At 44.4% G+C, this 26,117-nt stretch carries 26 protein-coding genes; 14 read left to right on the top strand and 12 right to left on the bottom strand.

The features are described 5' to 3' along the window. Positions 1-180: 180 nt before the first annotated feature. Together FTU42_RS09765 and rimI are read left to right on the top strand one after the other, a co-directional pair. Positions 181-1,065: a metal-dependent hydrolase gene (locus FTU42_RS09765; RefSeq protein ID WP_005096018.1), complete on the top strand. Its 885-nt coding sequence runs from the start codon at positions 181-183 to the stop codon at positions 1,063-1,065. Positions 1,066-1,167: 102 nt separating this feature from the next. Next, entirely contained in the window at positions 1,168-1,626 is a 459-nt protein-coding gene (rimI, locus tag FTU42_RS09760; protein WP_005096020.1) for a ribosomal protein S18-alanine N-acetyltransferase, read from the top strand. A 12-nt stretch (positions 1,627-1,638) separates the two neighbouring features. On the opposite strand, the gene FTU42_RS09755 is transcribed toward rimI, so the two are convergent. From FTU42_RS09755 to trxB, 3 genes are all read right to left on the bottom strand, one after another. Continuing rightward, positions 1,639-2,454: an arginyltransferase gene (locus FTU42_RS09755; RefSeq protein WP_005096022.1), complete on the bottom strand. Its 816-nt coding sequence runs from the start codon at positions 2,452-2,454 to the stop codon at positions 1,639-1,641. Between the two features lie 21 nt (positions 2,455-2,475). Beyond that, positions 2,476-3,207, bottom strand: coding sequence for a leucyl/phenylalanyl-tRNA--protein transferase (gene aat, locus FTU42_RS09750; protein WP_005172344.1), 732 nt, complete (start codon positions 3,205-3,207; stop codon positions 2,476-2,478). Positions 3,208-3,299: 92 nt separating this feature from the next. Continuing rightward, complete coding sequence (trxB, locus tag FTU42_RS09745) at positions 3,300-4,262, bottom strand: thioredoxin-disulfide reductase (protein WP_005172342.1); 963 nt, start codon at positions 4,260-4,262, stop codon at positions 3,300-3,302. Positions 4,263-4,512: 250 nt separating this feature from the next. Between trxB and FTU42_RS09740 the strand changes: the two genes are divergently transcribed. Beyond that, complete coding sequence (locus FTU42_RS09740; RefSeq protein WP_180083330.1) at positions 4,513-7,566, top strand: DNA translocase FtsK; 3,054 nt, start codon at positions 4,513-4,515, stop codon at positions 7,564-7,566. Between the two features lie 64 nt (positions 7,567-7,630). On the opposite strand, the gene FTU42_RS09735 is transcribed toward FTU42_RS09740, so the two are convergent. The 6 genes from FTU42_RS09735 to FTU42_RS09710 form a co-directional block, all read right to left on the bottom strand. After that, positions 7,631-7,918, bottom strand: coding sequence for a PA4642 family protein (locus tag FTU42_RS09735; RefSeq protein WP_005096030.1), 288 nt, complete (start codon positions 7,916-7,918; stop codon positions 7,631-7,633). 443 nt (positions 7,919-8,361) lie between these two features. Continuing rightward, the gene (gene minE, locus FTU42_RS09730) at positions 8,362-8,634 is read right to left on the bottom strand and encodes a cell division topological specificity factor MinE (protein WP_005096032.1); all 273 of its coding nucleotides are present in this window, start codon (positions 8,632-8,634) and stop codon (positions 8,362-8,364) included. Positions 8,635-8,636: 2 nt separating this feature from the next. Beyond that, positions 8,637-9,449: a septum site-determining protein MinD gene (gene minD, locus FTU42_RS09725; protein WP_005096033.1), complete on the bottom strand. Its 813-nt coding sequence runs from the start codon at positions 9,447-9,449 to the stop codon at positions 8,637-8,639. A gap of 66 nt (positions 9,450-9,515) precedes the next feature. Beyond that, positions 9,516-10,226 (bottom strand): septum site-determining protein MinC, encoded by a 711-nt coding sequence (minC, locus tag FTU42_RS09720; protein WP_005096035.1) that lies wholly within the window; start codon positions 10,224-10,226, stop codon positions 9,516-9,518. A gap of 159 nt (positions 10,227-10,385) precedes the next feature. Continuing rightward, the gene (locus tag FTU42_RS09715) at positions 10,386-11,450 is read right to left on the bottom strand and encodes a hypothetical protein (protein ID WP_005172337.1); all 1,065 of its coding nucleotides are present in this window, start codon (positions 11,448-11,450) and stop codon (positions 10,386-10,388) included. Positions 11,451-11,468: 18 nt separating this feature from the next. Continuing rightward, the gene (locus FTU42_RS09710) at positions 11,469-12,395 is read right to left on the bottom strand and encodes an acyltransferase (protein ID WP_074384134.1); all 927 of its coding nucleotides are present in this window, start codon (positions 12,393-12,395) and stop codon (positions 11,469-11,471) included. A 253-nt stretch (positions 12,396-12,648) separates the two neighbouring features. Between FTU42_RS09710 and FTU42_RS09705 the strand changes: the two genes are divergently transcribed. From FTU42_RS09705 to FTU42_RS09665, 9 genes are all read left to right on the top strand, one after another. Further along, positions 12,649-13,302, top strand: a complete 654-nt coding sequence (locus FTU42_RS09705; RefSeq protein WP_074384135.1) for an OmpA family protein — start codon at positions 12,649-12,651, stop codon at positions 13,300-13,302. Between the two features lie 137 nt (positions 13,303-13,439). Continuing rightward, positions 13,440-15,479 carry a UvrD-helicase domain-containing protein gene (locus FTU42_RS09700; RefSeq protein ID WP_005096042.1) on the top strand — a complete coding sequence of 680 codons (2,040 nt, stop codon included), beginning with the start codon at positions 13,440-13,442 and terminating at the stop codon, positions 15,477-15,479. 47 nt (positions 15,480-15,526) lie between these two features. Further along, positions 15,527-15,979 carry a dUTP diphosphatase gene (dut, locus tag FTU42_RS09695; protein WP_005172331.1) on the top strand — a complete coding sequence of 151 codons (453 nt, stop codon included), beginning with the start codon at positions 15,527-15,529 and terminating at the stop codon, positions 15,977-15,979. A 380-nt stretch (positions 15,980-16,359) separates the two neighbouring features. Beyond that, a complete protein-coding gene (locus FTU42_RS09690) occupies positions 16,360-17,778 on the top strand; it encodes a phosphomannomutase/phosphoglucomutase (RefSeq protein ID WP_034608695.1) in 1,419 nt (472 codons plus the stop codon). A gap of 10 nt (positions 17,779-17,788) precedes the next feature. Continuing rightward, on the top strand, positions 17,789-18,697 hold the full coding sequence (argB, locus tag FTU42_RS09685) for an acetylglutamate kinase (protein ID WP_005096046.1): 909 nt from the start codon (positions 17,789-17,791) through the stop codon (positions 18,695-18,697). A gap of 132 nt (positions 18,698-18,829) precedes the next feature. Next, a complete protein-coding gene (locus FTU42_RS09680) occupies positions 18,830-19,678 on the top strand; it encodes a class II glutamine amidotransferase (RefSeq protein WP_159138473.1) in 849 nt (282 codons plus the stop codon). Between the two features lie 282 nt (positions 19,679-19,960). Beyond that, positions 19,961-20,416 carry a bacteriohemerythrin gene (locus FTU42_RS09675; protein WP_005096048.1) on the top strand — a complete coding sequence of 152 codons (456 nt, stop codon included), beginning with the start codon at positions 19,961-19,963 and terminating at the stop codon, positions 20,414-20,416. 143 nt (positions 20,417-20,559) lie between these two features. Beyond that, complete coding sequence (locus FTU42_RS09670) at positions 20,560-21,639, top strand: hypothetical protein (protein WP_159138472.1); 1,080 nt, start codon at positions 20,560-20,562, stop codon at positions 21,637-21,639. After that, complete coding sequence (locus FTU42_RS09665) at positions 21,639-21,971, top strand: RnfH family protein (protein WP_005096050.1); 333 nt, start codon at positions 21,639-21,641, stop codon at positions 21,969-21,971. The genes FTU42_RS09670 and FTU42_RS09665 overlap by 1 nt, the downstream gene beginning before the upstream one ends. A 100-nt stretch (positions 21,972-22,071) precedes the next feature. Here the strand turns inward: FTU42_RS09665 and FTU42_RS09660 are convergent, their stop codons facing one another. After that, on the bottom strand, positions 22,072-22,470 hold the full coding sequence (locus FTU42_RS09660; RefSeq protein WP_004279275.1) for an outer membrane protein assembly factor BamE: 399 nt from the start codon (positions 22,468-22,470) through the stop codon (positions 22,072-22,074). 112 nt (positions 22,471-22,582) lie between these two features. Between FTU42_RS09660 and fur the strand changes: the two genes are divergently transcribed. Next, the gene (fur, locus tag FTU42_RS09655; protein WP_005096051.1) at positions 22,583-23,020 is read left to right on the top strand and encodes a ferric iron uptake transcriptional regulator; all 438 of its coding nucleotides are present in this window, start codon (positions 22,583-22,585) and stop codon (positions 23,018-23,020) included. A gap of 71 nt (positions 23,021-23,091) precedes the next feature. On the opposite strand, the gene FTU42_RS09650 is transcribed toward fur, so the two are convergent. After that, positions 23,092-24,213 carry a PilT/PilU family type 4a pilus ATPase gene (locus tag FTU42_RS09650; RefSeq protein WP_074384137.1) on the bottom strand — a complete coding sequence of 374 codons (1,122 nt, stop codon included), beginning with the start codon at positions 24,211-24,213 and terminating at the stop codon, positions 23,092-23,094. Between the two features lie 30 nt (positions 24,214-24,243). Beyond that, positions 24,244-25,281, bottom strand: a complete 1,038-nt coding sequence (locus tag FTU42_RS09645) for a type IV pilus twitching motility protein PilT (protein WP_004279279.1) — start codon at positions 25,279-25,281, stop codon at positions 24,244-24,246. Positions 25,282-25,404: 123 nt separating this feature from the next. Between FTU42_RS09645 and FTU42_RS09640 the strand changes: the two genes are divergently transcribed. Then, positions 25,405-26,091: a YggS family pyridoxal phosphate-dependent enzyme gene (locus FTU42_RS09640; RefSeq protein WP_159138479.1), complete on the top strand. Its 687-nt coding sequence runs from the start codon at positions 25,405-25,407 to the stop codon at positions 26,089-26,091. The last annotated feature ends 26 nt before the right edge of the window (positions 26,092-26,117 follow it).

Raw genomic sequence — 26,117 nt, 5'->3', positions numbered from 1 at the left:
AAAAGCGCCTCTTTGAGGCGTTTTTTTTGTCTGGATTTTTGTCAGACAATCACTCATGAGTGTCCTTAACTGATAGTGCGATGACCTAAACTGCACTTATTTATACGATAAAAATCAATAAAACTAGGCTCAATAAAACGAATAATAGATTCAGGCAGCTGTGCTTGAAAGGAGCCTACAATGAACGTAAAAGTAAAAATTTCAGAGCGTGCTGGTGCAAGCTTTCCTGTTCGTCGTATGAATTTTGATTTTGATCATGTCCCGGAATACTGGATGCATGGATCAGCCGGTTTAACGCATTTTATGACCGCCTTATCTGCACTGTTTCCGGCAGGTGAAAAGTTCTTTATCGATAGCGTTCGGGCCGTGCGTCAGCATCCAGCGATCAAAGATAATGCAGAATTGCAAAAAGAAATTTCTGCCTTTATTGGTCAAGAAGCTATGCACACGCATGAACATGTCGGTTTTAATGCCTCCGCACAGCGCTATGGACATGATGTCGAGACACTGGATCATTATACCGATCAGGTGATTCAGACCACGCGTAAAGTCATGGCCAAACTGCTGAAGCCAGTTGGTATTAGCCAAGAAATGGTGGATTTGACTGCAACCACAGCACTGGAACATTTTACCGCGACCATCGCAACGCAGCTGTTAAGTAACGCTCATATCCAGGAACTGATGACTGATAAAACCATGAAAAATATGTGGATGTGGCATGCGATTGAAGAAAATGAACATAAAGCGGTGGCCTATGATGTGTTTGAAGCTGTCTTTGGTAACGGTTTAAAAGCCTATGCGCTACGGACCTCATCTTTGGTCATTTCGATGGCAACCTTAGCTGTTGTACAAAGCTATTTTCTGGCACGTTTACTCAAGCAGGACAATCAATTGAATTTGGAATCGCTGAAATCGATATATACCTACGCGTATAGCCCATCAAAAGGGGTAATTACGGGCATGGGTCGTGAAATGTTAATGTACTTTAAACCTGGCTTTCATCCAAATGCTCATGATACACATGGCCTGTTAACAGTCTGGAAAGCCAAACTCGGACTTGAATAGGACTGAAAATTAAAGAGCGATTGAAATTGCTCTTTTTTTTACTCGATTTTTTGGATGAAGTTTCTATAATGCGGAAGTTAATTCTATATAAGATGAACGAAGATGATTCGTTTAATGCAAGCAGCGGATGTAGCAGCCGTTGCAAAGATTGAAAAATCTGTTCAATCACATCCCTGGACTTTAAAACAGTTTGAAGATGCGGTGACTGCTTATCAAAGTACCGTGATCGAGCAGCAAGGGCAGGTGCTGGGATTTTGTATTTTACAACCGGTGCTGGATGAAGCCAATTTACTGCTTATGGCAATTGATCCGGCCCAGCAAGGTCAGGGCTTGGGTTATCAATTATTGGATGCCTCAGTCGCCATGCTGAAAAATAATCCGGTGCAGATTTTCCTGGAAGTGCGCGAAACTAATATTGCTGCCATCAAGCTTTATGAGAAGTCAGGCTTTCATCAGATTGATTTACGCAAAAATTATTATCCGGGTTCAAACGGAACACGCGAACATGCCATCATTATGGTCAAGGCATGTACGGATGACTTTGCTAGCCTGTTCAAATAGAAACTGACGACCTTATTTAATAATCTGGTGATTCCATCCGCTGGGTAAGGTCGTCATCAATGAGTTTCCCAGGTGCTGAATCTCCAGCTCACTCAGCGCACGGTTTAAACGTCGCCATTGACCATCAATCAAGAGTTCTAGCGGCAGATACTGAGATTTATAATTCATCTTGTTGGAATGTGGCACCCAATAACCGAGGTAGATGAATTGCAAGCCAAGTTTTTGCGCATGTTCAATCTGTTTCAAGATTGCAAATGCACCGAGAGAGCGGCGATTTTCATCCGGATCGAAGAAGGTATATACAGCCGAGATGCCATCATCCAGCAAGTCGCAGGTGGAAACACTGATCAAGCGATCATCCAGCCATAATTCTAAAAAGAAGCTGTCCGTACAACTTTGCAATAAAAACTTTTCGAACTGATCGCGACTCGGAGGGAACATGTCACCATCTGCGTGGCGTTCATTGATATAGCGTTCATACAGCGCATAATGCGTATCACCGGCCTGCTCTGGACTGGTAATTTTCACCCGAAGATCCTGATTGCGTTTCCAGGCTTTTTTTTGTGAACTGTTCATGGAAAATTCAGCCACTGGCACGCGTGAAGATAAGCATTGACGACACAGATGACATTCCGGACGATAAACAAAATCGCCACTGCGGCGGAAACCGGTGCGCGACAGTTCTGACAGGGTCAGCACATCAATGCGATGCGCAGGATCCAGAAAAACCATACGTGCCGACTTGTTGGGCAAGTAGCTGCAATCGTGCGGCGGCGTAATATAATACTGTAAATCGTTCAGTAGGGACTTTGGCTGATAAGAGTTCATAACAAGTACCCTCTGTTATTTTCATTCACTGAGTCGCGCGTTTTGCGCTATTGTTTTACTTGAAAATACACCCTCTTGATACTTTTTCCAATCGATAGCAGGCTGTTTTACAACATCTTGTAACGAATTAAGATAGTCTTGGCGAGAAAGTGTACAGGCGCCGAGGCTTAAAAGATGGTCATTGACCAACTGGCAGTCAATCCAGGGCAGCTTATTTTCCTGTCCAATCAGCATTAAAGTATAAAAAGCCATTTTAGAAACATCGGTCTGTGTACTAAACATGGACTCACCAAAACAACCCTGTCCAATCGTCACACCATAAAGCCCACCTACAATGCGATTTTCATCCCAGATCTCAATACTATAGCCATATCCGGCATCGAACATGTCGCAGTATCCTGCGATAATATCTTCACTGATCCAGGTATCTTCTGCATAAGCACGCGGCAATGAGCAGGAACGAATCACCCTTTCAAAAGCATGATTGACCGTGATTTGATAATCCCATTTTTTCATATTGCGGATCAGGGATTTACTTGGATGATAATCATGGGGCCGAATAATGCAGCGCGGTTCCGGACTCCACCAGCAAATAGGTTCTCCCTCAGAAAACCAGGGAAATAAGCCATGGGTATAGGCTTCAAAAAGTGTGGAAGGGGAGAGGTCAGCACCAATACAAATCAGTCCTTCGCCTTCAGGGTCAACCTGCATCGGGTCAGGGAAGATAAATTGTGAGGGAGGAAGTAGATGCATGGCAAACCTGAAATAAAACTATAGATGAATCATAAGCTAATTCTAGCAATAAAAAAGCCGCCCATAATGGACGGCATTTTTATTCTTGCTGCTTAGTCTAGTTTGCCCATCGCATCAAGATATTTTTCTGCATCGAGTGCAGCCATACAGCCTGAACCCGCAGAAGTAATGGCCTGACGGTAAATGCTGTCAGCAATATCGCCCGCAGCAAATACGCCCGGTACCGAAGTTTGGGTTGCATTACCCGCAGTACCACTTTGCACCTGAATATAACCGTCGCGCAGCTGCAACTGACCGTCAAACATTGAACTGTTTGGCTTATGGCCAATGGCAACAAACATACCCGTTACATCGACGTTTTGAGTAGAGTCATCCTGGGTCGACTTGATACGTACCGAGGTCACACCAGATTGTGCATCCCCTAAAACTTCATCCACCTGATGGTTCCAGATAATGCTGATCTTGCCTTCTTTTTCTTTAGCAAATAAATGATCTTGCAAGATTTTTTCAGAACGTAATGAATCACGGCGATGAACCAGAGTCACATGCGAAGCGATATTGGATAAGTATAAGGCTTCTTCAACAGCGGTGTTACCACCACCCACAACCATGACTTTCTGGTTTTTGTAGAAGAAACCATCACAAGTGGCGCAAGCGCTGACGCCTTGACCCATAAAGGCAGCTTCAGATTCAAGACCTAAATATTGAGCTGTTGCACCGGTACAGATGATTAAAGCATCACAGGTAAATTCGTCCATATCGCCTTTCAATACGAAAGGGCGCTGGTTTAGATCTACTTCATTGATATGGTCATACACGATTTCAGTGCCAAAGCGCTCTGCATGCGCCTGCATACGCTCCATCAATGCTGGACCGGTTAAGCCTTCAGGATCACCGGGCCAGTTATCCACGTCCGTGGTCGTGGTCAATTGGCCGCCCAGTTGCAAACCGGCAATGAGGGTTGGTTTTAGGTTTGCACGCGCTGCATAGACTGCTGCGCTGTAGCCTGCGGGGCCAGAACCTAAAATAATCAGTCGTGAGTGACGTGCGCTCATCAGCTGTATCCTTTTTTATTTAGAAATTTATTGAATTATACGTGAAACTGTATAACAGTGGGGTGAGATTAAAGTCGATATTATTGATCATTGAAATCGATTTGGGCTATATATAATAAGTACACAGTGTGCTTGCACAATAGTGCATCTTTTTTCACAGAACAGGTGCATAATATGCCTTTTATTGCGTCGCTTTTTTCAAGCATTGAAGCAAAAGAATATTCATGAAGAATTGGTTACAGGACAGTATATGACAGCGGTGTCGAGTGCCTATGCACAGCGCTTAGTAATGACATTATTTTTAGTCTCATTTGGGATTTATCTGTTTCTTGCAACAGTGACCTATACGCCATTTGATCCGGGATGGATGCATATCTCTAGTGATACGCAGACCGTTTCGAATGCCAGTGGGGTTGCGGGTGCCTGGATTGCAGACCTTTTGTTTGGCTTTCTCGGTTGGGCAAGCCTGCTGATTCCTGTCTATCTGTTTATGGAAGCGGTTCAGGTCTGGTGGCCACGTAGCTTCCTGAACCGGCCATTCCGCTATGCTGCGCAATTCTTCCTGTTATTGACCACGTCAGCACTGCTGTTTTTATTCTGGCAAGTGCCTGCCGATACGCTGGATAACTCTTCCGGCGGTATTATTGGCTATGAATTAGGCCAGAGTTTAGAACAGTTGCTGACGGTATATGGTGCTGCATTCTTCCTGTTGGTATTTTGGGTGATGTTATTTACACTGGCCTTTGGGGTGAAGTGGAACAAGACCTGGAGCAGTCTCAAAGCAACACCGGCTTATTTACAGGATCTGTTCTATCGCAATATCCCTGAAGGTATGTCCGATTTTGACCGGACTGCGCCTGTGATTAAAAAAGAGCCAGTGAATGCTGCGAAGAAAATGGTCGCAGTAACCCCTGCACCTGAGCATGAACTGGTAGACATCGATCCGGTAGTGCGTGATCAGGTTGCTGAACGCTTATTTGATGATTTTGCTGATAAAGAATCGCAGCAGCCACAGTTACATGACGATATTCCTGAGGCTGTACAGCAGGCTTCTGAGCCAGTCGAGACATTGAAGCAAGCACCGCAAGTGCCGCAACAGCCAGACCGCGTCGTGGCAACAGGCGAAGTATGGCGTGCCTTACATTCCAGTGAAGATCAGCGCCATAAACAGGATATTGATGCATTACTTAAAGCTGCCGAAGAAGAGCAGCATAGTGCTCCAGCCTCACACTTGGCGGTTTCTCAAGCTGCGCCGTCTCAACATGTTCAAGCCAGAACAGCGCCTGCTACGCATACTGGGCTGGACTGGGATGATGATGAAATCTTTGATGAACTTCTGGCTGCCGTTCCACAAGGAAAAACGGCGACAGATGTGCATAGTCCATTTAATGCTGCGCCTGCTGCAAAACCCCAGAGCTTTGCCGAAGAAGTTACAAGCGCGGCGCCGGTTCTGGCATCTGTCGCAACAGCACATGTAGTCAAAAATAGTGCATTGCAAGCCGATCTGGATGACCTGGGTGATTTGCTGATTGAAGAGGATGAGCCAAAACAAACTATACGTGCCTCTAGCTATGCGCAATCTTCTGCTTTTGTACAGGCCCCGATTCAGCATCAAGTTATAGCACAACCGGTATCTGATTCTTCTGCAACTCATGCCGCAGTACGCGAGGCTTTATCTAAAGAAGAATTTGTAGAAGCCTGGCAAGAAACGGCTGGAAAACCACAAGATGAAGACGAGTTTGATTTTGATGCACCTTTAACTGATGCTTCAGGCCGTCCGATGTCACGTGCGATGCAGGTGGCTGAGCGCCGTAAAGATTTATCGCCTCTTCCGGGTCTGGACCTGCTGGATGAAGTCGATCCGAATAAAAAAGTGAATTTCACTGAAGAACAATTGTCGCGTTTATCTGAACTGCTTGAAATCAAGCTGCAGGAATTCAATGTCAAAGCCAAGGTGGTTGAAGCACAGCCGGGCCCAGTGGTGACACGTTTTGAACTGGATCTGGCGCCGGGTGTGAAGGCCTCTAAAGTCACTAATATTTCCCGAGATTTGGCACGCTCGATGTCGATGGCATCGGTACGTGTGGTTGAAGTGATTCCCGGTAAACCGTATATCGGGATTGAAGTGCCAAATAGCAGCCGTGAAATGGTACGTTTGATCGAGCTTCTGACCATTCCAGCCTTCACTGATCCGAACAGCATTCTTTCGATGGCAATGGGTAAGGATATTTCCGGTAATCCGGTAATTGCTGACTTGGGCAAGGCACCGCATATGCTGGTGGCGGGTACCACGGGTTCAGGTAAGTCGGTGGCAGTCAACTCGATGATTCTATCGATGTTGCTCAAATACAGCCCTGAACAGTTGCGTTTGATTCTGATCGATCCAAAGCAGCTGGAACTGGCCAACTATAATGATATTCCACATTTATTGACGCCAGTCGTCACCGATATGAAAGATGCAGTCAACGCATTAAATTGGTGTGTCAATGAAATGGAACGTCGCTATAAACTGATGTCTTTCCTGAAAATTCGTAAACTCAGTGACTATAACCGCAAGGTCGAAGAAGCGATTGCCAATGGTGAAGACCTGATCGATCCAACCTGGAAGGCCAGCGATTCAGTGGTGGGTGAGCGTGCACCGCGTTTAACGCCGTTGCCTTCGATTGTGATTGTCGCGGATGAATTTGCTGACATGATCATGCAGGTCGGTAAAAAAGCTGAAGAAATGATTACGCGTCTGGCACAAAAATCCCGTGCGGCCGGTATTTACTTGCTGCTTGCCACTCAGCGTCCATCGGTGGATGTGATCACCGGTTTAATCAAAGCCAATATTCCGACCCGTGTAGCACTGCGTGTCAACTCAAAAATTGATTCACGTACTATTCTGGATGCAGGCGGTGCAGAAGACTTGCTCGGTCATGGTGATATGCTCTTCCTGGGGCCTGGTAAAATTGAGCCTGAGCGTGTGCATGGTGCCTTTATTGCCGATGATGAAGTGAACCGGATTTGTGATGCATGGCGTGAACGTGGTGCGCCCAATTATGTCGATGAAATCCTGACGCCGTATGATGAGGAACCATCAAATCGCGGTTTTGAAGAGGGTGGAGAGGGTGGCCCAGATCGAGATGCACTGTATGATCAGTGCGTAGCATTTGTACTCGAAACCCGTAAGGCTTCAACGTCTTCGCTACAGCGTAAATTTAGTCTGGGGTATAACCGTGCTGCGCGGATCATTGACCAGATGGAAGAGAATGGTATTGTCAGTGGCATGGGGGCCAATGGTAAACGCGAGATTCTAGTTTAAGTTTCTTTATACTGAACCATAAAAAAGCCTGCAATTGCAGGCTTTTTTAATACGGTAGCTAAAATCAGGCAAACTTTGCCAATACCGCCAAGAACTCGGCACTTTGACGCGGGAAGGTGGCAATCACGTCATGAATGCGTTGCCCTTCAGGATTGGTTGCATTGACATCACGGCCATCAGCGACAAATTTCGTCAACAGGCGTTCATAATCAAATGGACGCATATGCTTGAAAGCATGATAAAGCACGTGAAAGTCAGCATTTACACCTGCAGGAGGAAGCTGATTCAGGTAGGCAAATACACGTTCATCTGACCATTCTTCGTTAAAGGTCGCTGGTTGAGATAATGCCATCGCAATTTCCTTGATCTAATGTAGTTTTTTCGGCATGAAAAAAGGCAAAATTTGTATGAGCAAGAGACAGTGTCTTTTGAGCTGACTCTGTCTACTAGAAACATTGTTTCTAGTCTTGGGATTGAGTAAATCCTTAAAAGCCGTGCTTTAATTTACTGATCCAGTCCACTCAAAGCTTAGCTTCTCGTCTTGCGGCCGGGTAAAGCAGTATTTACGACCAGCCCACTCGAAGCATAGCTTCTCGTCTTGCGGCCGGGTAAAGCAGTATTTACGACCAGCCCACTCGAAGCTTAGCTTCTCGTCTTGCGGCTGGGTAAAGCAGTATTTACGACCAGCCCACTCGAAGCCTAGCTTCTCGTCTTGCGGCCGGGTAAAGCCGTGCTTTACTAATCCGGCCTCATATTTTGCCTTGAATCAATTTGCTTGACCAATCAAAAATCAGATTATCGTTCTTCAGGTAAATTGATATTCATCTCAAGCATTTCAATATTGGCTTCAGAACGTACCGACATTTGAATATGCTGCTCATCGACACCACGTACATAGCGATTGACCACTTGCATGATTTCTGTCTTCATCTGATCAATTTTGTCCTGGCTCAAGCGACGACCCAAGCCTTGTTCGGAAGCAACGATAACCTTCAAACGGTCTTTAGCAGTCCGTGCGCTTGATGGTTTATCCTCGCCACTAAAAAGTTTACTCCAGAATCCTGCCATGTCTACGCTCCAAATAGTCGTGCTAACCAGCCCTTAGGTTTTACCTCGATATGACGGTAAGGACGTTCTTCGCCAAGGAAACGTGCTACGAGGTCATCATAAGCCTGACCTGCTGCAGCCTCAGTAAAAAGAATCACCGGCTTACCTTCGTTCGATGCCTGTAAAACACTTGGACACTCAGGAATAACGCCCAAGGTCGGTACACGTAAAATATCTTTAGAAATATCGTCAATCGTCAGCATTTCCTGTTTATCGGCACGTTCCGGGTTGAAACGGGTAATACACAGATGCTTACGAATGCGACCTTCGTTTTGTTCTACTTTTTTAGTTTTACTGTCAAGCATGCCAATAATACGGTCAGAGTCACGTACTGATGAAATCTCAGGATTGGTGACAATGATGGCTTCATCAGCATGGTACATGGCCAAAATAGCACCACGTTCAATACCGGCAGGTGAATCACAGATAATGTAATCAAATTCCTGCGAAAGTTCATCCATTACACGAGCAACACCTTCATCTGTTAAGGCATCTTTATCACGTGTTTGTGATGCAGGTAAAATATATAAATTTTCAATATCTTTATCGCGAATCAGTGCTTGCTGTAATCGTGCTTCGTTATTTAAAACATTCACAAAATCATAAACTACACGGCGTTCACAGCCCATAATCAAATCAAGGTTACGTAAACCTACATCGAAATCGATCACAACAGTTTTGTGACCGCGTAGGGCTAAACCTGTTGCAAAAGATGCACTTGTTGTAGTTTTACCTACACCACCTTTGCCTGACGTTACGACAACAATTTTCGCCACCGAATCCACTCCTGTTATGGTTCAAATCCCCTGTTTAAAATGGGGTTTTTGGTATTTATTTATACATTAAAATTGTAGAGCTTCAAATACAAGCTCTTGTTGATCATTCAAGTAAATATGCACTGATTTCTTAACGACATGCGGGGGAATATCATCCGCTACGCAATAGGTTCCCGCAATCGAGATCAGTTCTGCTTCAAGGCTGTGACAGAAAATACGAGCTGCCGTATTCCCCCCGACACCTGCAATGACACGACCACGTGCGCTGCCATACACATGGATATTGCCTGAAGCAATCAGTTCTGAACCACTGTTGATGCCGGCATTGATAATAATGTCGCCATTATGCTGCACAATACATTGGCCCGTCCGCAGAATTTCATCATGATATGAGGTCACATGCGCAACGATTGGGGCAGCAGCTGCCTGATCATCACTTGTCGCTGCTTCTGGCTTAACTTCTACCACCTGTTCTTTCGTGGCTTTCACTTCTTCTAACTGGCGATCGGGTGGCAGAACCGGGAACTGAATGGAACGCGCCTGATCACCCAGTAAACCCTCAGTCACGGCCATTGGCTGTACATCTAAGTCGATTAACAGCTGAATCAGGGCAATCAGTTCCTGTTCAACTGAACTTTCAATGACGGCCAAAGTGCCAGATGGGAATGCAGCTTGTAATTTTGGGCTAAGTTGCTGGCGGATGGCATCATGATCATTGGTATCTAAGCTAATGCGTATTGCATTGACCATTCTGCCTTTTATCCGTATATCAGCCATAATTCTTCCTTAAATACTTCTGACTTGCTGGTTTTATGTCGAAGCAATGTTGTAAATAGTGCAAATCCTAGAACAAATTGGCGTAATTCTCTAGCGATCTCAGTTATTTTTTTATGCCAACAGAACCGGATGATTTTATCTGGTTCTGCACTTTAAATGTTATCTATCTATTGAGCGCTGATTTTGCTCATGTTCTTCTAAAATCTGTTGCCACTGTTTGACTTTCACCTGTTTTTGGATCGCTTCAAGTGTTTCAAAAACAGCCGATTCGACCAACTTATCAATATGTGGATTATGTTCAATCTGAATCTGGCTGATTTTATCTGAAATTAGGGTAAAAGTCGGATTTTCTTTTTGGCCGGTATGAGTAAAGGGATCAATCAGACCTTGGGTGATATTTTCCCCTAGACGTTGGCCAATACTTTGAATTTGTTGTTCAATCCGGCTGCCGACAAGTGGAATTAATCGCAATAACTGGGTCAGTTCCGGGGTGTCTTCAATGGCTTGATTGACCACTTGCCCGACATTTTTAGCAATCATGGAACGTTGTGCCTGCAACTCTTTACCCAAAGATTCCTGCAAGATGTCTGCCAAGGCAACTGCCAGTAATTTACGATGATGTTCTACCAAATCATCAATCAATTTTTTATGTGATGTACTGGTGCTGAGTTCACGCTTAATACCGTCCAGTACAGTCAGCACCACACGGCTGGAAAGCTCTTCCATCAGCATGTTGTAATAAAAATTGCCTTGACGATACCAGCGCTCGGGAATGACTTTATAACCGTGACTATGCAAGTTATAGCCAATCGCGACCGCACGTAACAGACGCAGAAAGCGCAGTTGTGGAATAATGGAGAGAATTTCATACCAATGTACGAATGGAAAAAACCACCAGCGCCGATGATGGCGCTGAACAATGGCAATGCCCCAACGTGCCAGTAATTCACAGATCAAGAAGGTGGTAAACCAGCCCTCAGTAATAACGACCCAAGGGCGTAAATCACTTTTATAAAACTGCAAAATTTCCGGCAAACGAATGAAGTCAAACAACCATTGACCAAAATCGCTCATTAAAATGGCATTGGCACTGAGACAAAATAGATTAATGATGATTAAGACCATCATAAAAATGTCGTAAATCAGTGCAACTTTCCAGCCCCAGGTGCCTTTACGAATAAACTTAAATGAGCTAGAGGTGATGTCGGGGTTGTCGTTCTTCATAGTTACTCAGGCAAAAAATCAGACAGCGCTTTGGTCAAAGTTCTGCTGCATTTGCGCTATTAGTTGATCTTTTTCAGTCCAGATTTGATCAATCCATTTCTGGAAACGTGCACGGTATTCAGCATCATCTTCATAATTGCCGCCGAGTACCCAGTCAGGAATCTCAATTTTTCTTAAATTTACCGCAATTCGTGGCACTTCACCTAACCAAAATTCACCATAACCCGGAATACCGTCCGGATAAACGATGGTCATATCGACCAGCGCATCAATTTTATCGCCGAGAATACTCAGCGCCAAAGCCAGACCACCGGCCTTAGGTTTAAGTAAGTATTTGTAAGGAGACTGCTGCTGATCATGTTTGTCTTTGGTAAAACGCGTGCCTTCCAGATAATTTAACAGGGTAAAGGGCTGACTGATCAGCTGCTCACAGGATTTACGTGCTTCTTCCATATCGCGGTATTTTAGCGCAGGATTTTTAGCAATCTGTTCCTTGCTATGCCGTTTCATCATCGGAAAACCTAAGATTTTAAAGGCTTGACCGACAAAAGGAATAAAAATAAGTTCCCATTTTGTAAAAAAACGCGTCAGCGGCATACGGGTCAAGCCGAAGTACTGATTGACGGTGGTATCGACCCAGCTTTGATGATTACAGGTCATCAAATAACGGCCCTGCATATTTAAATCAAGTGATTCATCTACTGTTATTTGCCATTCGGTATTGTTGAGCACATTGTCAATCAGCCAGTTATTGACGCCTAACCAGCTGTTGGTAATCTTGATATTGGTTTCATCAACTTTTGCAGATTTTTTAAAAAACTTGGTAAAACCCAGCGCCAGAACCGGAGGGCCATGAAAAAAAGTACTGCCTGTCATCACTGAGGTGACAGCCAAGCCACGTGTAAGTTTTTTTAAAGTTGCTTGTTTATTGCTATTCGATGACATATCAAAACAGTCCCCAGAGATTAATCGCTTAAATTTTTTCATATTTTGAATAATATAATGAGAGTGAGGCAAATAAAAAAGCCTAAAGGCCTAACTATGAAGATATTGTGATGAAGTCCATTGTTTTAGTTACATATAAACATTACAAAATATTGCGAAACGATTTATTATTAACAAAAATTCAATGGTTATCCCGTTCAATTTAAATCATTATTTCGCTTATACAACAAAGCATACAATAAGGAGTCATGCGATGCGTGCACTAGTAATTTCAGCAGCTGTAGCAGGGGCCGTAGCACTTACAGGTTGTCAATCAACTGGTAATAACCTCGGTGGTGTGGAATATGATAAAGCTGCTTTAGGTACTTTAATTGGTGCTGCAGCAGGTTACGGTGTTTCTAAGAGTAATGCGAATACCAGCCGTCAAAACAACCGTGCAGCAGCGATTGGTGCTGTTGTTGGTGGTGCAGCAGGTGTTTATCTTGATAACAAAGAGAAAAAATTACGTCAAGCAACAGCCGGAACTGGCGTAGATGTTAACCGTAATGCAGATGGTTCGATTAACCTTGTAATGCCAGGTAGCATTACATTTGATACCAACAAATCGAACATCAAACCAAACTTCTATGGCACTTTGAATAAAGTGGCTCAAGTATTAACCGAAGATAACCAGAGCGGTATTTTGGTCACTGGCTATACAGACAGTACCGGTAATGACTCAATCAACATCCCGTTGTCTCAAGCACGTGCTAACTCTGTAGCAACTTATTTATCAGGTCAAGGTGTTTCACGTACACGTATTAATGCTCAAGGTTTAGGTTCAGCCAACCCGATCGCAGACAATACAACTGCGGCGGGTAAAGAACAAAACCGTCGTGTAGAAATCGCGGTATATGCTGTTCAATAATCTTTAAACGCATATAAAAAAACCACCTTCGGGTGGTTTTTTTATATCTGAACATTGACCTGATTAATCGTATTTTAAATTAGGCAACTGAGGCAGAGATGACTATAATCGGAGCCGAATCTAGAAGAGGAAGCCATATGTCACTCGCCAGTCAGTTAAATGACAAGCAACTTGAAGCCATGAAATACACTCAAGGACCCTTGTTAGTACTTGCAGGAGCGGGTTCAGGCAAGACTTCAGTGATCACGCGAAAAATCGCATATCTTGTCAAGCATTGCGGGATTCCTGCGCATCGTATTACTGCAATGACCTTTACCAACAAAGCGGCACGTGAGATGAAAGAGCGTGTCAGCAAATTGTTAACCCGTGAAGAAAGTAAAGGCGTTTCAGTTTCGACTTTCCATACCTTTGGCCTGAATATGCTGCGTCTGGAGCTGAAACATACCCCCCTTAAAAATAATTTTTCGATTCTGGATGCTGACGACTGCAAACGTATTCTGATGGATTTGATGCATCGTGACAATTTATCCGGTGCAGAAAGCAAAGAACTGATTGCCAAAGCCATGAAAATGATCTCGGACTGGAAAAATGATCTGATTCCACCCGAGCAGGCGCATACCACTTGTGAAACTGCCGAAGATGTCCAGTTTGCGCATTTATATCAGCTTTATGAACGTAATCTGCGTGCCTATAATGCCGTAGATTTTGATGACCTGATCGTGATGCCGACACGTCTGCTACAGGAAAATGCCGAAGTACGGGATAAATGGCAAAACCGGGTGCGTTATTTGCTGGTCGATGAATATCAGGACACCAACACTGCACAGTATATTCTGGTGAAATTGCTGGTTGGCGTAATGGGGCAGTTCACCGCCGTAGGCGACGATGACCAGTCCATCTATGCCTGGCGTGGGGCTAAACCGGAAAATATGGCCTTGCTGCAACAAGATTTCCCGAATTTAAAAGTGATTAAACTGGAACAGAACTATCGTTCGACCAGTCGTATTCTTAAAGCAGCCAACACCGTGATTGGCAATAACCCGCATATTTTTGATAAAAAACTCTGGTCAGACAAAGGCCATGGTGAAGTGATCCGGGTGATTACTTGCCGTAATGATGATGATGAAGCAGAACGCGTGGTCAAAGACCTGATCACGCATAAATTGATGAATGGGAAAAGCTGGAAAGATTATGCGGTATTATATCGCGGCAATTTTCAGGCGCGTATTTTAGAAACCCATCTCCGTCAGATGCAGATTCCGTATAAATTGTCTGGCGGTCAATCTTTTTTCGCGCGTGCCGAAATCAAGGACATGATGAGTTATTTACGCCTGATCATTAACCCTGAAGATGACAGCGCTTTCCTACGGATTATCAATACGCCAAAACGTGCCATTGGGCCGGTGACACTGGAAAAACTGGGTCTCTTTGCTCAGGAAAATAACCTGTCACTGCTGGCTGCGGCAGCGGATCAGCGTTTGACCATGGCGATTCCGAAAAAGGCCACCACACAATTGGCAGAGTTTGCCGACTTCATTGAGGGCTTTACCCGCAATTTACTTGATGATGATGAACCGGTACCGATCATCCGTCAGATGATGATTGAAGCAGGTTATATCGATTACATCAAGGAAACTGCAGCCACGCCGGCACAGGAAAAAACCAAGCTCGACAATATTGAAGTGCTTTACAGCAGCATCCAAAGCCTGATTAACCGCGCTGAAGATGTCGATGAAAAAAATATTGAAAGCGTGATTCGTAAAATGGTGCTGCTGGATATGCTGGAGCAGCAACAGGAAGAAGAAGATACTGACAAAGTCAACTTGTTAACCTTACATGCTTCTAAGGGGCTTGAGTTCCCTTATGTCTATCTGATCGGGCTGGAAGAAGAAATTCTGCCGCATAAGAACTCGATTGCTGCGGAGACGGTTGAAGAGGAACGTCGCCTGATGTATGTCGGGATTACCCGTGCACGTCAGGGTCTGACCATTACCTTGGCCGAACAGCGCAAGGCTGGCGGACAGATGAAGCAAATGACTCCAAGCCGTTTTCTGGATGAATTACCGGAAGATGAACTGGAATGGTTAGGTCGCAAGAAAAAGCTGGCGGGTAATATCGATCCGAAATTACAGGCGCAGCATTATCTGGATAATTTGCGCAATCTTATCAAACGATAAAGTTCAACGCTTATACATATTTTAAATGCAACAACAGGAATGAACACATGAAAGTTCAGGTGAAAGTCCTTGACTCGCGTCTCGGTCAGGAATGGCCATTACCAACTTATGCCACGACAGGTTCAGCAGGATTGGACTTACGTGCCTGCGTCCATGAAACGACAGTGATTGAACCGGGTCAAACCGTTTTAGTGAAAACAGGCTTGGCGATTTATATCGAAGATCCTGCTTTTGCAGGTTTGATCTTGCCACGTTCAGGTTTAGGTCATAAGCACGGGATTGTGCTGGGTAATCTGGTAGGTCTCATCGATTCAGATTATCAGGGTGAATTGATGGTATCGGTCTGGAACCGTAGTCAGACTGCTTTCAGTCTGGAGCCGGGTGAACGTTTGGCGCAATATGTGCTGGTGCCGGTAGTACAAGCTGAATTTGATCTGGTCAGTGAATTTGAAGCCACTGAGCGTGGTGCTGGTGGCTTTGGCCATACCGGTAAAAACTAAAGAGAAGATGACCTGCAAACAATGAATGGATGTAGGTCATTTCTTAAATACAACAAAGTAAATCCTAAACATAATATGACGCTTAAAATGGAGTTAAAAATAAAAATTTATTTTCTATATAAATAGAGTTATTCAAAATTGAAATTTATATCTTTATTTTAATTTTAGCCGGGGAAATTAAAAATAAATATAATTAAATAAGGACTATTTCATCACAGAAATTTTCTGATTATTCAGTTAACGGTAATATTTTTATAATTGATTGTTACATTGAAATGGTTTAAAAGTAGCGGGTCTTAAAACAAAAACAAATGTTTAAAGTCATGATGATGAAATAAGTCATTTTATATCTCCTTATATTTAGTGAAAAGAACAGTTTTATGGGATCTATGAATCATCTATTCCCCATGCACATTTTTCGAGCCTATGACATACGCGGTAAAGTCAGTGTACTGGGTGCTGGGATTATCGATGCAATTGCTCACGGTTTAGCACAGCAATATCAGGCTGCGGGACAGACACGTGTCGCAATTGGCTATGATGCACGGCTTAGCAGTCCGGCTTTTGCAGAAACCATTCGCCGTATTTTTCAAGCTTATTCGATTGAAGCCACCATTGTCGGTTGTTGTTCCAGTCCGATGCTGTATTTCACCGCACGGCAATTTGATGGCAATGGCATCATGGTCACGGCCAGTCACAATCCCAAAGAAGATAATGGTATTAAATGGATTGTCTCTGGTGAGCCGCCTTGCCCAGAGATGATCCAGCAGGTGGCTCATCTGGCCAAACCACATTATAGCAATCAGCAGCTTTGCCTAGACGAACAGACTCATCAAGTTATTCCAGAATTTTGTCTAAAATATCAGCATGGTATATTAAAAGATATCCAGTTGAAGCGCTCATTTAAAGTGGTTCTGGATGGTCTGAATGGTTCAGCCGGGCGCTGTGCCAATCTGGTGCTTCAAAAAATGGGTTGTGCGGTGATGGCTTTGCGTTGTGATGCCAATGGGCATTTTCCAGACCATGCACCAGATCCTTCGCAAGACAAACATCTGGAGACTTTACGCCAAAGCATCATGCAACAGCAGGCTGATCTGGGCATTGCCCTGGATGGCGATGGCGATCGCGTGGTCTTGATTGATGCACAGGGCCAGATTATCACGGCGGATCAGTTACTGTGCCTGTTTGCCGAAATTTGCCTCACTGACTCAGCACCACGCAAGTTTGTTTATGATGTCAAATGTTCAACCCTGGTGCGAGACACCGTGCAACGTTTGGGCGGTGAGCCGGTGATGATTCGTACCGGAAGCTCATTTCTGAGAACTTATCTGGCACAATCTCAGCAGCAGGCGATTTTTGGTGGAGAATATGCCGGGCATTATGTCTTTAATGATGGCCGTGGCTGGGGCTATGATGATGGACTCTATGCAGCGCTCAGAGTCATGGAATATCTGGATCAAACTGGTCAAAGTCTTGCACAAGCTTTAGCGGCTTATCCGAAACGGCATGGGACCGAAGATCTTTATATTGCAACGCATCATGTGCATCCGGTTGAACTTTTAGACTTTGTTGAACAGCAATCTGAAAGAATTCGTGCGCAAATCAGTAAAATTGATGGGATACGTCTTGATTTTGAGGATGGTTTTGGCATCATTCGAGCATCCAATACAGGTGAGTATTTCACAGTGCGCTTTGATGCCAATGATGCTCAGGGCCTGAATGAAATTCGTCAGCTGTTTGTAGCCATGTTGCGTGACCGTTATCCACAGATCGCTCAAGATATTTTAGATGCTCAATAAGGAGAGGCGAATGCCAAATCAACAAACAGGCATCGACAAAGCACAGATTTTGACAGAAGCTTTGCCGTATATTCAACGCTTTGCGGGTAAAACCCTGGTAGTAAAATACGGCGGTAATGCGATGACCGATCCTGAGCTGGAAAGTTCATTTGCACGTGATATCGTATTATTAAAAACGGTTGGTATTAATCCGATTGTGGTGCATGGTGGGGGGCCACAAGTCGATTCCATGCTGAAACAGTTGGGCCGTGAATCAGACCGTATCGACGGGATGCGCGTGACTGATCCTGCCACGATGGAAGTCGTGGAAATGGTACTTGGCGGTAGTGTCAATAAATCGATTGTGAACCTGATCAACCAGCATGGTGGTCGTGCCATTGGCTTGACCGGTAAAGACGGCAACCTGATTCGTGCACAAAAACTGCTGATGGAAAAAGTGGCTGAAGATGGTTCGGTTCAGCAAATTGATTTGGGTCTGGTCGGTGAAGTCGTTGGCGTAAAAACCGATGTGCTGGAAATGTTCACCAACAGCGATTTCATTCCCGTGATTGCACCGCTGGGTGTGGATGAAGAAGGCAATACCTATAACATCAATGCAGACTTGGTGGCAGGTAAAGTCGCAGAAGCCCTAGGTGCAGAGAAGCTGATTCTGCTGACCAATATTACAGGTGTTCTGGATGAAAATAAAAACCTGCTGACGGGTTTAAGCACTCAGGAAGTTGACCGTCTGATTGAAACAGGTGTGATCTATGGTGGCATGATTCCTAAAGTCGGCTGTGCACTGGATGCGGTCAAAGGTGGCGTAGTGAGCGCGCATATTGTAGATGGTCGTGTGCCACATGCCAGCTTATTGGAAATTTTTACCGATCATGGCGTTGGTACACTGATTACCAACCGTGCCCATCCACCTCGTCCATAAGTTGTTTTTTTGCGGAAAAGAGCCTCAATTGAGGCTCTTTTTTATCTCTATTTATAACTGATAGCTATTTGAAATGACTCGGGTAGTCATGCACAATAAGCATCTAAGAAAATAGAAAGCTGAAACCAGACCATGTGCCAACTGCTCGGAATGAATTGTGCCACCCCGACGGATATTACCTTTTCATTTCGTGGGTTTTCCCAGCGGGCCGGAATTACCTCGGATCATGCCGACGGTTTTGGAATTGCTTTTTTTGAGGATAAAGCCTGTCGCCTATTTGTCGATAACCAGTCTGCGGTTGAATCTCCGATTGCCGAGCTGGTGCGTAACTATCCGATCAAATCCCGTAATGTGATTGCGCACATCCGTAAAGCCACCCAAGGCAAAATCAATCTGGAAAATTCGCATCCATTTAGCCGCGAACTGTGGGGCCGGCAGTGGATTTTTGCCCATAATGGCGATTTGCATGAGTATTTTCCGGTGCTGAGTGGCCGTTTTACCCCAGTCGGCAATACTGATAGTGAGCGCGCTTTTTGCTATTTGCTCGATCAGCTGGTCAAACGCTTTGGTTATGATGAACCGAGTCTGGATCAGGTCTTTGAACTACTTGCTGAGGTTTCACCTACGATTGCAGAACACGGCACTTTTAATTTCTGTCTTTCCAATGGGCAGGCGCTGTTTAGCTATGCCATTACCAAATTGCACTGGCTGGTGCGTGAATACCCGTTTAGACCGGCACAGCTGATTGATATTGATGTCGAGGTGGACTTTAGTCAGGTCACTACGCCTAAGGACAGGGTTGCGGTTATTACCACCGAGCCATTGACACAAAATGAGGAATGGACCGCTTTTCAGCCGGGTGAAATGATTCTGTTTAAAGAGGGTACCAAGTTCCGTTCGCAACTGACTCGGGTAGATCGGTTGGAACGGGAACGTCTAGATCCGTCCTTAAAACGTGTGACCAAAGCAGATTTATATTAAAAATAGATTTTTTTATTTTAAAGATGGGATTTAATTCCTATTTTTTAATATCTTTTTTATTTAAATTAAAGAGAAACCATATTATTAGAAATAGTAGATTGATTAAAAAATATCTGATTCTTATACTCGGGTTTAAAATATATTCCTAATGAAAACAGTTAATTGCAAGGTTTCTCTTAAATTAAGCCGAAAGCCGACTAATTTACTTCATTTTTATTCAAATCAATACGTTATATGATGATTTTTATGTGATAAGTCCTTAATATTTTATAGGTGGTCGTAATGAAAATGAAATGGGTTCCAGACTATAATACTGGTATCGATGTGATTGACGATCAGCACAAACGAATTCTCGATTATATCAATGAAATTGATGAGATCAATGTAAATACCGACCGTGCCCGTATTAAACAGATCCTCGAAAATATTATCGATTATACCCAGTCGCATTTTACTTTTGAAGAATCTCTTCAGGAAGAAGCGGGTTATAAATACCGAGTTCCACATAAACGTGTACATGACCTGTTTATCAAGAAAATCGAGTCTTATCGTGATCGTTTTGAACTGGGGCAGTCGATTGAATCAGAGCTGCATGAAGTATTATCTAAATGGTTAATCAACCATATTCAGCACGATGACGCTGATTATGTCGGCGCAGTCAAAGAAAATATGATGGGCATTATCAAAGAAAAAGAACAGAAAAAAGGTAAAAACTGGTTCGCTCGTTTCTTCTCATAATAAAAGACGTAACGAGATAACAAAAATTACAATTTAATAATAAATTTTGCGCAGCAAATCACTGTCATGGTGGTTTGCTTTTTGTTTTTGATTTTCACCGCTTCACAAGGCAAAATAGCGCTAGATTTTTATAGGAATGCATCATGCAGGACAATGCTATGTCAAAATGGTTATCACCGCTGATGGCTTTCTGTTTATCGTTTATTATCATCGCGACGCTCGCACCGATAACGGGTATACAGATTGATCGTCAGCTGGATTTCTGGATGCTCTGGTTAGCCACTATGCTGATTCTGGCGCTTCCCATCTGCTACTTGGAAATTGCTTTGGCCAAGCGCTCTAAAACAACGGCATTACAGGCACTGTCAACGCTGACCCGTGAAGCAGATGCCTCACAAAAATGGCGTATAGTCGGCTGGCTCAGTGTGATCTTTATTCCTTTTCTGGCCGGTGCCATGCTGAACAATGCCAGCAATGTTCTGGCGCTTGCTGCTCTTGATCTTGCACCGAATCTTTTGTTTATAGGTCTGGTAATTGCCGCTCTGGTCTTGTCACTGCTGCCGCGTCAAATTTTGTTAGTTATTACGGCGATTGGCGTACTGGCATCTCTGATCTTGGCAAATGTGATGGGAACTGCGCTACCTGCATGGCAAGTCACGCCAGTTGAATTCTCGGAATGGGGCAATGCCACCGTATTGGCACTGGTTGCAAGTGGCCTAGGCATGGGCTTGTACTGGCAGTCTAGCCTGAGTGCTGTACAACAGCAGGATGTCGCCAGCAAGACGGTCTTGCCGATCTGGATCGCACAATTGCTTGCTGTGATTGTATTTGCCTTCTTTGCTGTACCAGCACAAATCCCTGCATTTACGTTGGTGGCCGCGATTGTAGCGACTGCTGCATTCATCCTGCAGATGGCACGAGAGCAGTTACAGCAACGTCAGCTTCACCCTGCGATTCAATGGGCGATTATGGCTGTCGTCACCCTGATCTGGGCCATTCCAAATGTGACACCAATGTTCAACGTAGTCTTACTGCTTTGGGGCTTATTGATTTGTTTGATTTACGCGCTCTTTGCGGGCTGGATCATGAAGATCAGCCATTTACGTAAATCAATGAATTTTAGCTCTGAAGGGTTCTATAACCTGTGGCGTATTGCTGTCCGTGTGGTATTGCCTGTTTCGATTATCGTGGCGATGGTCGCTGTTCTAGGACAACTGTTCTGATGAATAATGCACTGATCTGGGTGGCCTATGCGACTCCGGAGCAACAGTTTCATCTGGCTGTACCATTTCAGCCCGGCATGACAGCATTGGATGCCATCCAGCAAAGTGGCATAGTAGAGCAGGTTACCCTACCTGAACCTTTGTCTTTGGGTATCTTCGGTGTACGCTTGCAAGATCATCAGCAGCCACTGGCAGCAGGTGATCGAGTCGAAATTTACCGAGCACTGACTATCAATCCTAAAGATATCCGACGTAAACGTGCCGAGAAAAATCCGGTGGGTCGTTATGCCAGAGGCAATCTTTTAAGAAAGCTGAAACCATCTTCCGAATAGAAAGCGGCTTGAATGAGCATTAGTTTCAATGATCTGCTCAATCAATCGACTTAATCAAAAAAGCCCCTGATGATTCAGGGGCTTTTTCATGAGAAAGCGACTATAGTGGAGGCGCATTTAAAATTGCTTCTTTTGAACCTGGTAAGCCGGGTTGAGATTCTGGAATGGTTTCCAGACCTTCAACACGTTCCACGATACCAGACTGGTTAAAGTAAATTTTCAAATGCTGGCCTTGGGCTGCCGGGATCTTGGCTTTTTTAGCGTAGGTTCCTGGGGTATAGTTATAGATGTAGTCCCAGCGTAAAGGATTCAGCGGATCGCTTACCGTTGGACTGCCCAGTAAGAAACGCACCTGTTGATGACTCATTCCCACTTGAATTTTAGCGGCTTGAGCTTGGGTTAAAGGGGTTCCTTGTGGAATATCTACTTTATAAACACCTAATGTCGAACAGCCGACGAGCAAGGAAGTGACGAATAACGTCAACATGATTTTTTGCATTTTGCTAAACTATCCCAAATTAATTATGATGCATTTGATCCAAGGATAGATCATACTGCATCTAAAGTTTGTTGCATATTCCAACTTTGATTTTGTTGAGAGACCTTTTTACATGACTATTTCAAACCAAGATTTACGAAAAGCTGGACTGAAAGTTACCCTTCCACGAATTAAAATATTAGAATTACTAGAAAATTCAAGACAACATCATTTAAGTGCGGAAGATATTTACAAGACTTTACTCGATCAGGGTGAAGATGTAGGTTTAGCAACTGTGTATCGTGTGTTAACACAGTTTGAAGCCGCGGGTATTATTGAGCGTCATAATTTTGAAAACAATCATTCCGTTTTCGAGATCATGCAGGAAGATCACCACGATCACCTAGTCTGTTTGAATTGCAGCAAAGTCGTTGAATTCATCAATGATACGATTGAAAAAGAGCAGCATGATGTTGCTGAAAAATTTGGTTTTGAATTAACCGGTCACTCTCTGAATCTGTATGGCTACTGCGATGCGCCGGCCTGTCAGGAAGTGTTTCGTAAAAAATAATTTGCGCTCCGGTTGAAACAAAAAAAAACAGGCTTCGATTGAAGCCTGTTTTTTTTATGTGTTCAATCTGATCAGGACTGGCCATCAAAGGTGATATTGGAATGTGCACGTAATAAATGACTGCCGCCTTCTTCTGCCAGTTTGATTTGCAGACGTAAGTCATTGGGTGAATCCGCATGTTTCAGCGCATCTTTATAGCTGATCTGCTTGGCCTTATACAGGTCATACAGTGCCTGGTCGAAGGTTTGCATGCCCAGTTCACGGGAACGCTTCATCAGGTCCTTGATCTCATGCACATCACCTTTACGGATCAGGTCAGCAATCAGGGGGGAGTTAATCAGAATCTCAATCGCGGCACGACGACCATTGCCATCGATGGTTGGGATCAGTTGCTGTGCCACAATGGCTTTCATGTTCAGTGACAAGTCCATGAACAGCTGGTTATGCCGGTCTGCTTCAAAGAAATGAATGATCCGGTCAATGGCCTGGTTGGCGTTGTTAGCGTGCAGGGTCGCAAAGACCAGATGACCAGTTTCGGCAAAGGCAATCGCATAATCCATGGTTTCACGCGAACGAATCTCACCAATCAGAATCACGTCCGGTGCCTGACGTAAGGTGTTTTTCAGGGCAATTTCAAAGGAATCGGTATCAATCCCGACTTCACGCTGGGTGATGATACAGCCTTTATGCTGGTGAACGAATTCGATCGGATCTTCAATGGTAATGATATGACCTTTGGAATTTTCATTGCGATAACCGACCAGCGAGGCCAGCGAAGTTGATTTACCGGTACCGGTTGCCCCGACAAAAATAATGATGCCGCGTTTGGTCATCGCCAGTTCTTTTAGAATCGGCGGTAATTTGAGTTCATCCATGGTTGGAATCACGGTTTCAATCCGACGTAACACCATACCCGGCTGATCACGCTGCTGAAAGGCACTGACACGGAAGCGGGCACTTTTATCCGGTGTACTGATGGCAAAGTTACATTCACGCGTGTCTGCAAATTCTTTACGCTGCTTGTCGCTCATGATGGAATGGAGCAGTTGTCCTACTGCCGCGCCGGGTAATTTTATCGAACCAATCGGTAAAATCTGCCCGTTAATCTTGATTGAAGGTTCGACATCGGCTGTAATGAACAGATCCGATGCTTTTTTCTCCACCATATAATCGAGTAAGCCGTTAAAATCCATGTATAAAAACCCCAATACAATTAATTTTTCTTATAAGAATGCTTCTGGCTGTTTGGCTGCAGTACGTGCCACTTGCGGGCTGATGAGACCTTTAGATACCAGGGTTTTCAGAGTCTGATCCAGTGTGGTCATGCCATAGTTGGCACCGGTCTGAATCGCAGAATACATTTGTGCGACTTTATTTTCACGAATCAGGTTACGGATTGCAGGAATACCAATCATGATTTCATGCGCTGCAACACGTCCGCCGCCATTTTTCTTTAATAGGGCCTGTGAAACCACAGCCTGCAATGATTCCGATAACATGGCACGAACCATATCTTTTTCTTCGGCAGGGAATACGTCAATCACACGGTCAATGGTTTTGGCCGCAGAGGTGGTATGCAGGGTGCCAAACACCAGGTGACCAGTTTCTGCCGCAGTTAAGGCCAGACGGATGGTTTCAAGGTCACGCATCTCACCGACCAGAATAATATCAGGGTCTTCACGCAGTGCGGAACGCAGGGCTTCATTAAAGCCATGCGTATCACGATGCACTTCACGCTGGTTGATCAGGCATTTCTTGGATTGATGCACAAATTCGATTGGATCTTCGACGGTCAGAATATGGTCATAACGGTTGTCGTTAATATAATCCAGCATCGCCGCCAAGGTGGTTGATTTACCCGACCCGGTTGGCCCTGTGACCAGTACCAGACCACGCGGATATTCACAGATGTCTTTAAAAATCTGTCCCATGCCCAGATCTTCAAGGGTCAGAACTTTGGATGGAATGGTACGGAATACTGCACCGGCACCACGGTTCTGGTTAAATGCGTTGACACGGAAACGGGCCACACCGGGTACTTCAAAAGAAAAGTCAGTTTCCAGATTTTCTTCAAAATCACGGCGCTGTTTATCGTTCATGATGTCATAAACAAGTTTATGTACTTCTTTATGTTCTAATGCTGGCAGGTTGATACGACGAACTTCCCCATCGACACGAATCATTGGCGGTAAGCCTGCAGACAAGTGTAAATCCGACGCACCATTTTTAGCAGAAAATGCCAACAATTCTGTGATATCCATAAGGTCCCCGAGTTCATTAAAATGTTAATTATTTTGATAGAATAATAAGGCTTTCCCACAGCTTAACCAACCCTTAGTTTATGGGCAAGGGAAAAAAAGATGAATGAAATGAGAACCCCATCAATGAATATGTTGCAACAGTCACGAAATCGGGTTTTAGCGCAAATTGAAACAGCCTGTGCTCAGGCCGGTCGTGAGCCAGATTCGGTGCAACTGCTGGCCGTTTCCAAGACCCAGCCGAGTGCAGTACTGGCTGATATGTATCAGGCGGGACAACGTGCCTTTGGCGAAAACTATTTGCAGGAAGCGCTGGAAAAAATTACGGCTCTAAAAGACTTGGAAATTGAATGGCATTTTATTGGCCATGTACAGCGTAACAAGACCAAACATCTGGCAGAAAATTTTGCCTGGGTGCATGGGGTGGATCGTCTGATTATTGCCGAGCGTTTATCCAATCAGCGTAGAGAAGATCAGCTCGCGCTGAATATCTGTCTTCAGGTCAATATTGATGCTCAGGATACGAAAGATGGTTGCCAACCGGAAGAAGTTACTGATTTAGTTAGACAAATCAGCCAACTGCCAAATGTGCGCTTACGTGGCTTGATGGTGATTCCAGCGCCGGGCAATCCTCAAGCTTTCATCGAGGCTAAAGCTTTATTTGATAGGGTGAAAGCTCAGCATGCGCATCCTGAAGATTGGGATACTTTAAGTATGGGCATGTCGGCCGATATGCAGGCTGCAATTGCTGCCGGTTCCAGCATGGTGCGTGTCGGCACGGCATTATTTGGTGCACGTCCTCAAAAGGATTAACAGGCGTTGTCGGGTTATTTTGAAAA

The sequence above is a fragment of the Acinetobacter sp. YH12102 genome (genome assembly GCF_013419125.1).
GTDB classification, from domain to species: Bacteria; Pseudomonadota; Gammaproteobacteria; order Pseudomonadales; family Moraxellaceae; genus Acinetobacter; species Acinetobacter pseudolwoffii.
Note: the sequence above shows the minus strand (reverse complement) of the source record. Positions and strands in the feature narration are given on the sequence as shown.

What these genes read in the sequence shown, in the direction of transcription:
- FTU42_RS09700 (WP_005096042.1), top strand. Translation starts at nt 13,440, where the DNA reads ATGTCACTCGCCAGTCAGTTAAATGACAAGCAACTTGAAGCCATGAAA.
- FTU42_RS09645 (WP_004279279.1), bottom strand. Translation starts at nt 25,281, where the DNA reads ATGGATATCACAGAATTGTTGGCATTTTCTGCTAAAAATGGTGCGTCG.
- FTU42_RS09715 (WP_005172337.1), bottom strand. Translation starts at nt 11,450, where the DNA reads ATGAAGAACGACAACCCCGACATCACCTCTAGCTCATTTAAGTTTATT.
- FTU42_RS09705 (WP_074384135.1), top strand. Translation starts at nt 12,649, where the DNA reads ATGCGTGCACTAGTAATTTCAGCAGCTGTAGCAGGGGCCGTAGCACTT.
- aat (WP_005172344.1), bottom strand. Translation starts at nt 3,207, where the DNA reads ATGCATCTACTTCCTCCCTCACAATTTATCTTCCCTGACCCGATGCAG.
- trxB (WP_005172342.1), bottom strand. Translation starts at nt 4,262, where the DNA reads ATGAGCGCACGTCACTCACGACTGATTATTTTAGGTTCTGGCCCCGCA.
- rimI (WP_005096020.1), top strand. Translation starts at nt 1,168, where the DNA reads ATGATTCGTTTAATGCAAGCAGCGGATGTAGCAGCCGTTGCAAAGATT.
- minC (WP_005096035.1), bottom strand. Translation starts at nt 10,226, where the DNA reads ATGGCTGATATACGGATAAAAGGCAGAATGGTCAATGCAATACGCATT.
- FTU42_RS09650 (WP_074384137.1), bottom strand. Translation starts at nt 24,213, where the DNA reads ATGGATTTTAACGGCTTACTCGATTATATGGTGGAGAAAAAAGCATCG.
- FTU42_RS09735 (WP_005096030.1), bottom strand. Translation starts at nt 7,918, where the DNA reads ATGGCATTATCTCAACCAGCGACCTTTAACGAAGAATGGTCAGATGAA.
- FTU42_RS09675 (WP_005096048.1), top strand. Translation starts at nt 19,961, where the DNA reads ATGAAAATGAAATGGGTTCCAGACTATAATACTGGTATCGATGTGATT.
- FTU42_RS09740 (WP_180083330.1), top strand. Translation starts at nt 4,513, where the DNA reads ATGACAGCGGTGTCGAGTGCCTATGCACAGCGCTTAGTAATGACATTA.
- FTU42_RS09670 (WP_159138472.1), top strand. Translation starts at nt 20,560, where the DNA reads ATGCAGGACAATGCTATGTCAAAATGGTTATCACCGCTGATGGCTTTC.
- minE (WP_005096032.1), bottom strand. Translation starts at nt 8,634, where the DNA reads ATGGCAGGATTCTGGAGTAAACTTTTTAGTGGCGAGGATAAACCATCA.
- FTU42_RS09690 (WP_034608695.1), top strand. Translation starts at nt 16,360, where the DNA reads ATGGGATCTATGAATCATCTATTCCCCATGCACATTTTTCGAGCCTAT.
- dut (WP_005172331.1), top strand. Translation starts at nt 15,527, where the DNA reads ATGAAAGTTCAGGTGAAAGTCCTTGACTCGCGTCTCGGTCAGGAATGG.
- argB (WP_005096046.1), top strand. Translation starts at nt 17,789, where the DNA reads ATGCCAAATCAACAAACAGGCATCGACAAAGCACAGATTTTGACAGAA.
- FTU42_RS09765 (WP_005096018.1), top strand. Translation starts at nt 181, where the DNA reads ATGAACGTAAAAGTAAAAATTTCAGAGCGTGCTGGTGCAAGCTTTCCT.
- FTU42_RS09640 (WP_159138479.1), top strand. Translation starts at nt 25,405, where the DNA reads ATGAATATGTTGCAACAGTCACGAAATCGGGTTTTAGCGCAAATTGAA.
- FTU42_RS09665 (WP_005096050.1), top strand. Translation starts at nt 21,639, where the DNA reads ATGAATAATGCACTGATCTGGGTGGCCTATGCGACTCCGGAGCAACAG.
- FTU42_RS09710 (WP_074384134.1), bottom strand. Translation starts at nt 12,395, where the DNA reads ATGTCATCGAATAGCAATAAACAAGCAACTTTAAAAAAACTTACACGT.
- FTU42_RS09680 (WP_159138473.1), top strand. Translation starts at nt 18,830, where the DNA reads ATGTGCCAACTGCTCGGAATGAATTGTGCCACCCCGACGGATATTACC.
- FTU42_RS09660 (WP_004279275.1), bottom strand. Translation starts at nt 22,470, where the DNA reads ATGCAAAAAATCATGTTGACGTTATTCGTCACTTCCTTGCTCGTCGGC.
- FTU42_RS09755 (WP_005096022.1), bottom strand. Translation starts at nt 2,454, where the DNA reads ATGAACTCTTATCAGCCAAAGTCCCTACTGAACGATTTACAGTATTAT.
- fur (WP_005096051.1), top strand. Translation starts at nt 22,583, where the DNA reads ATGACTATTTCAAACCAAGATTTACGAAAAGCTGGACTGAAAGTTACC.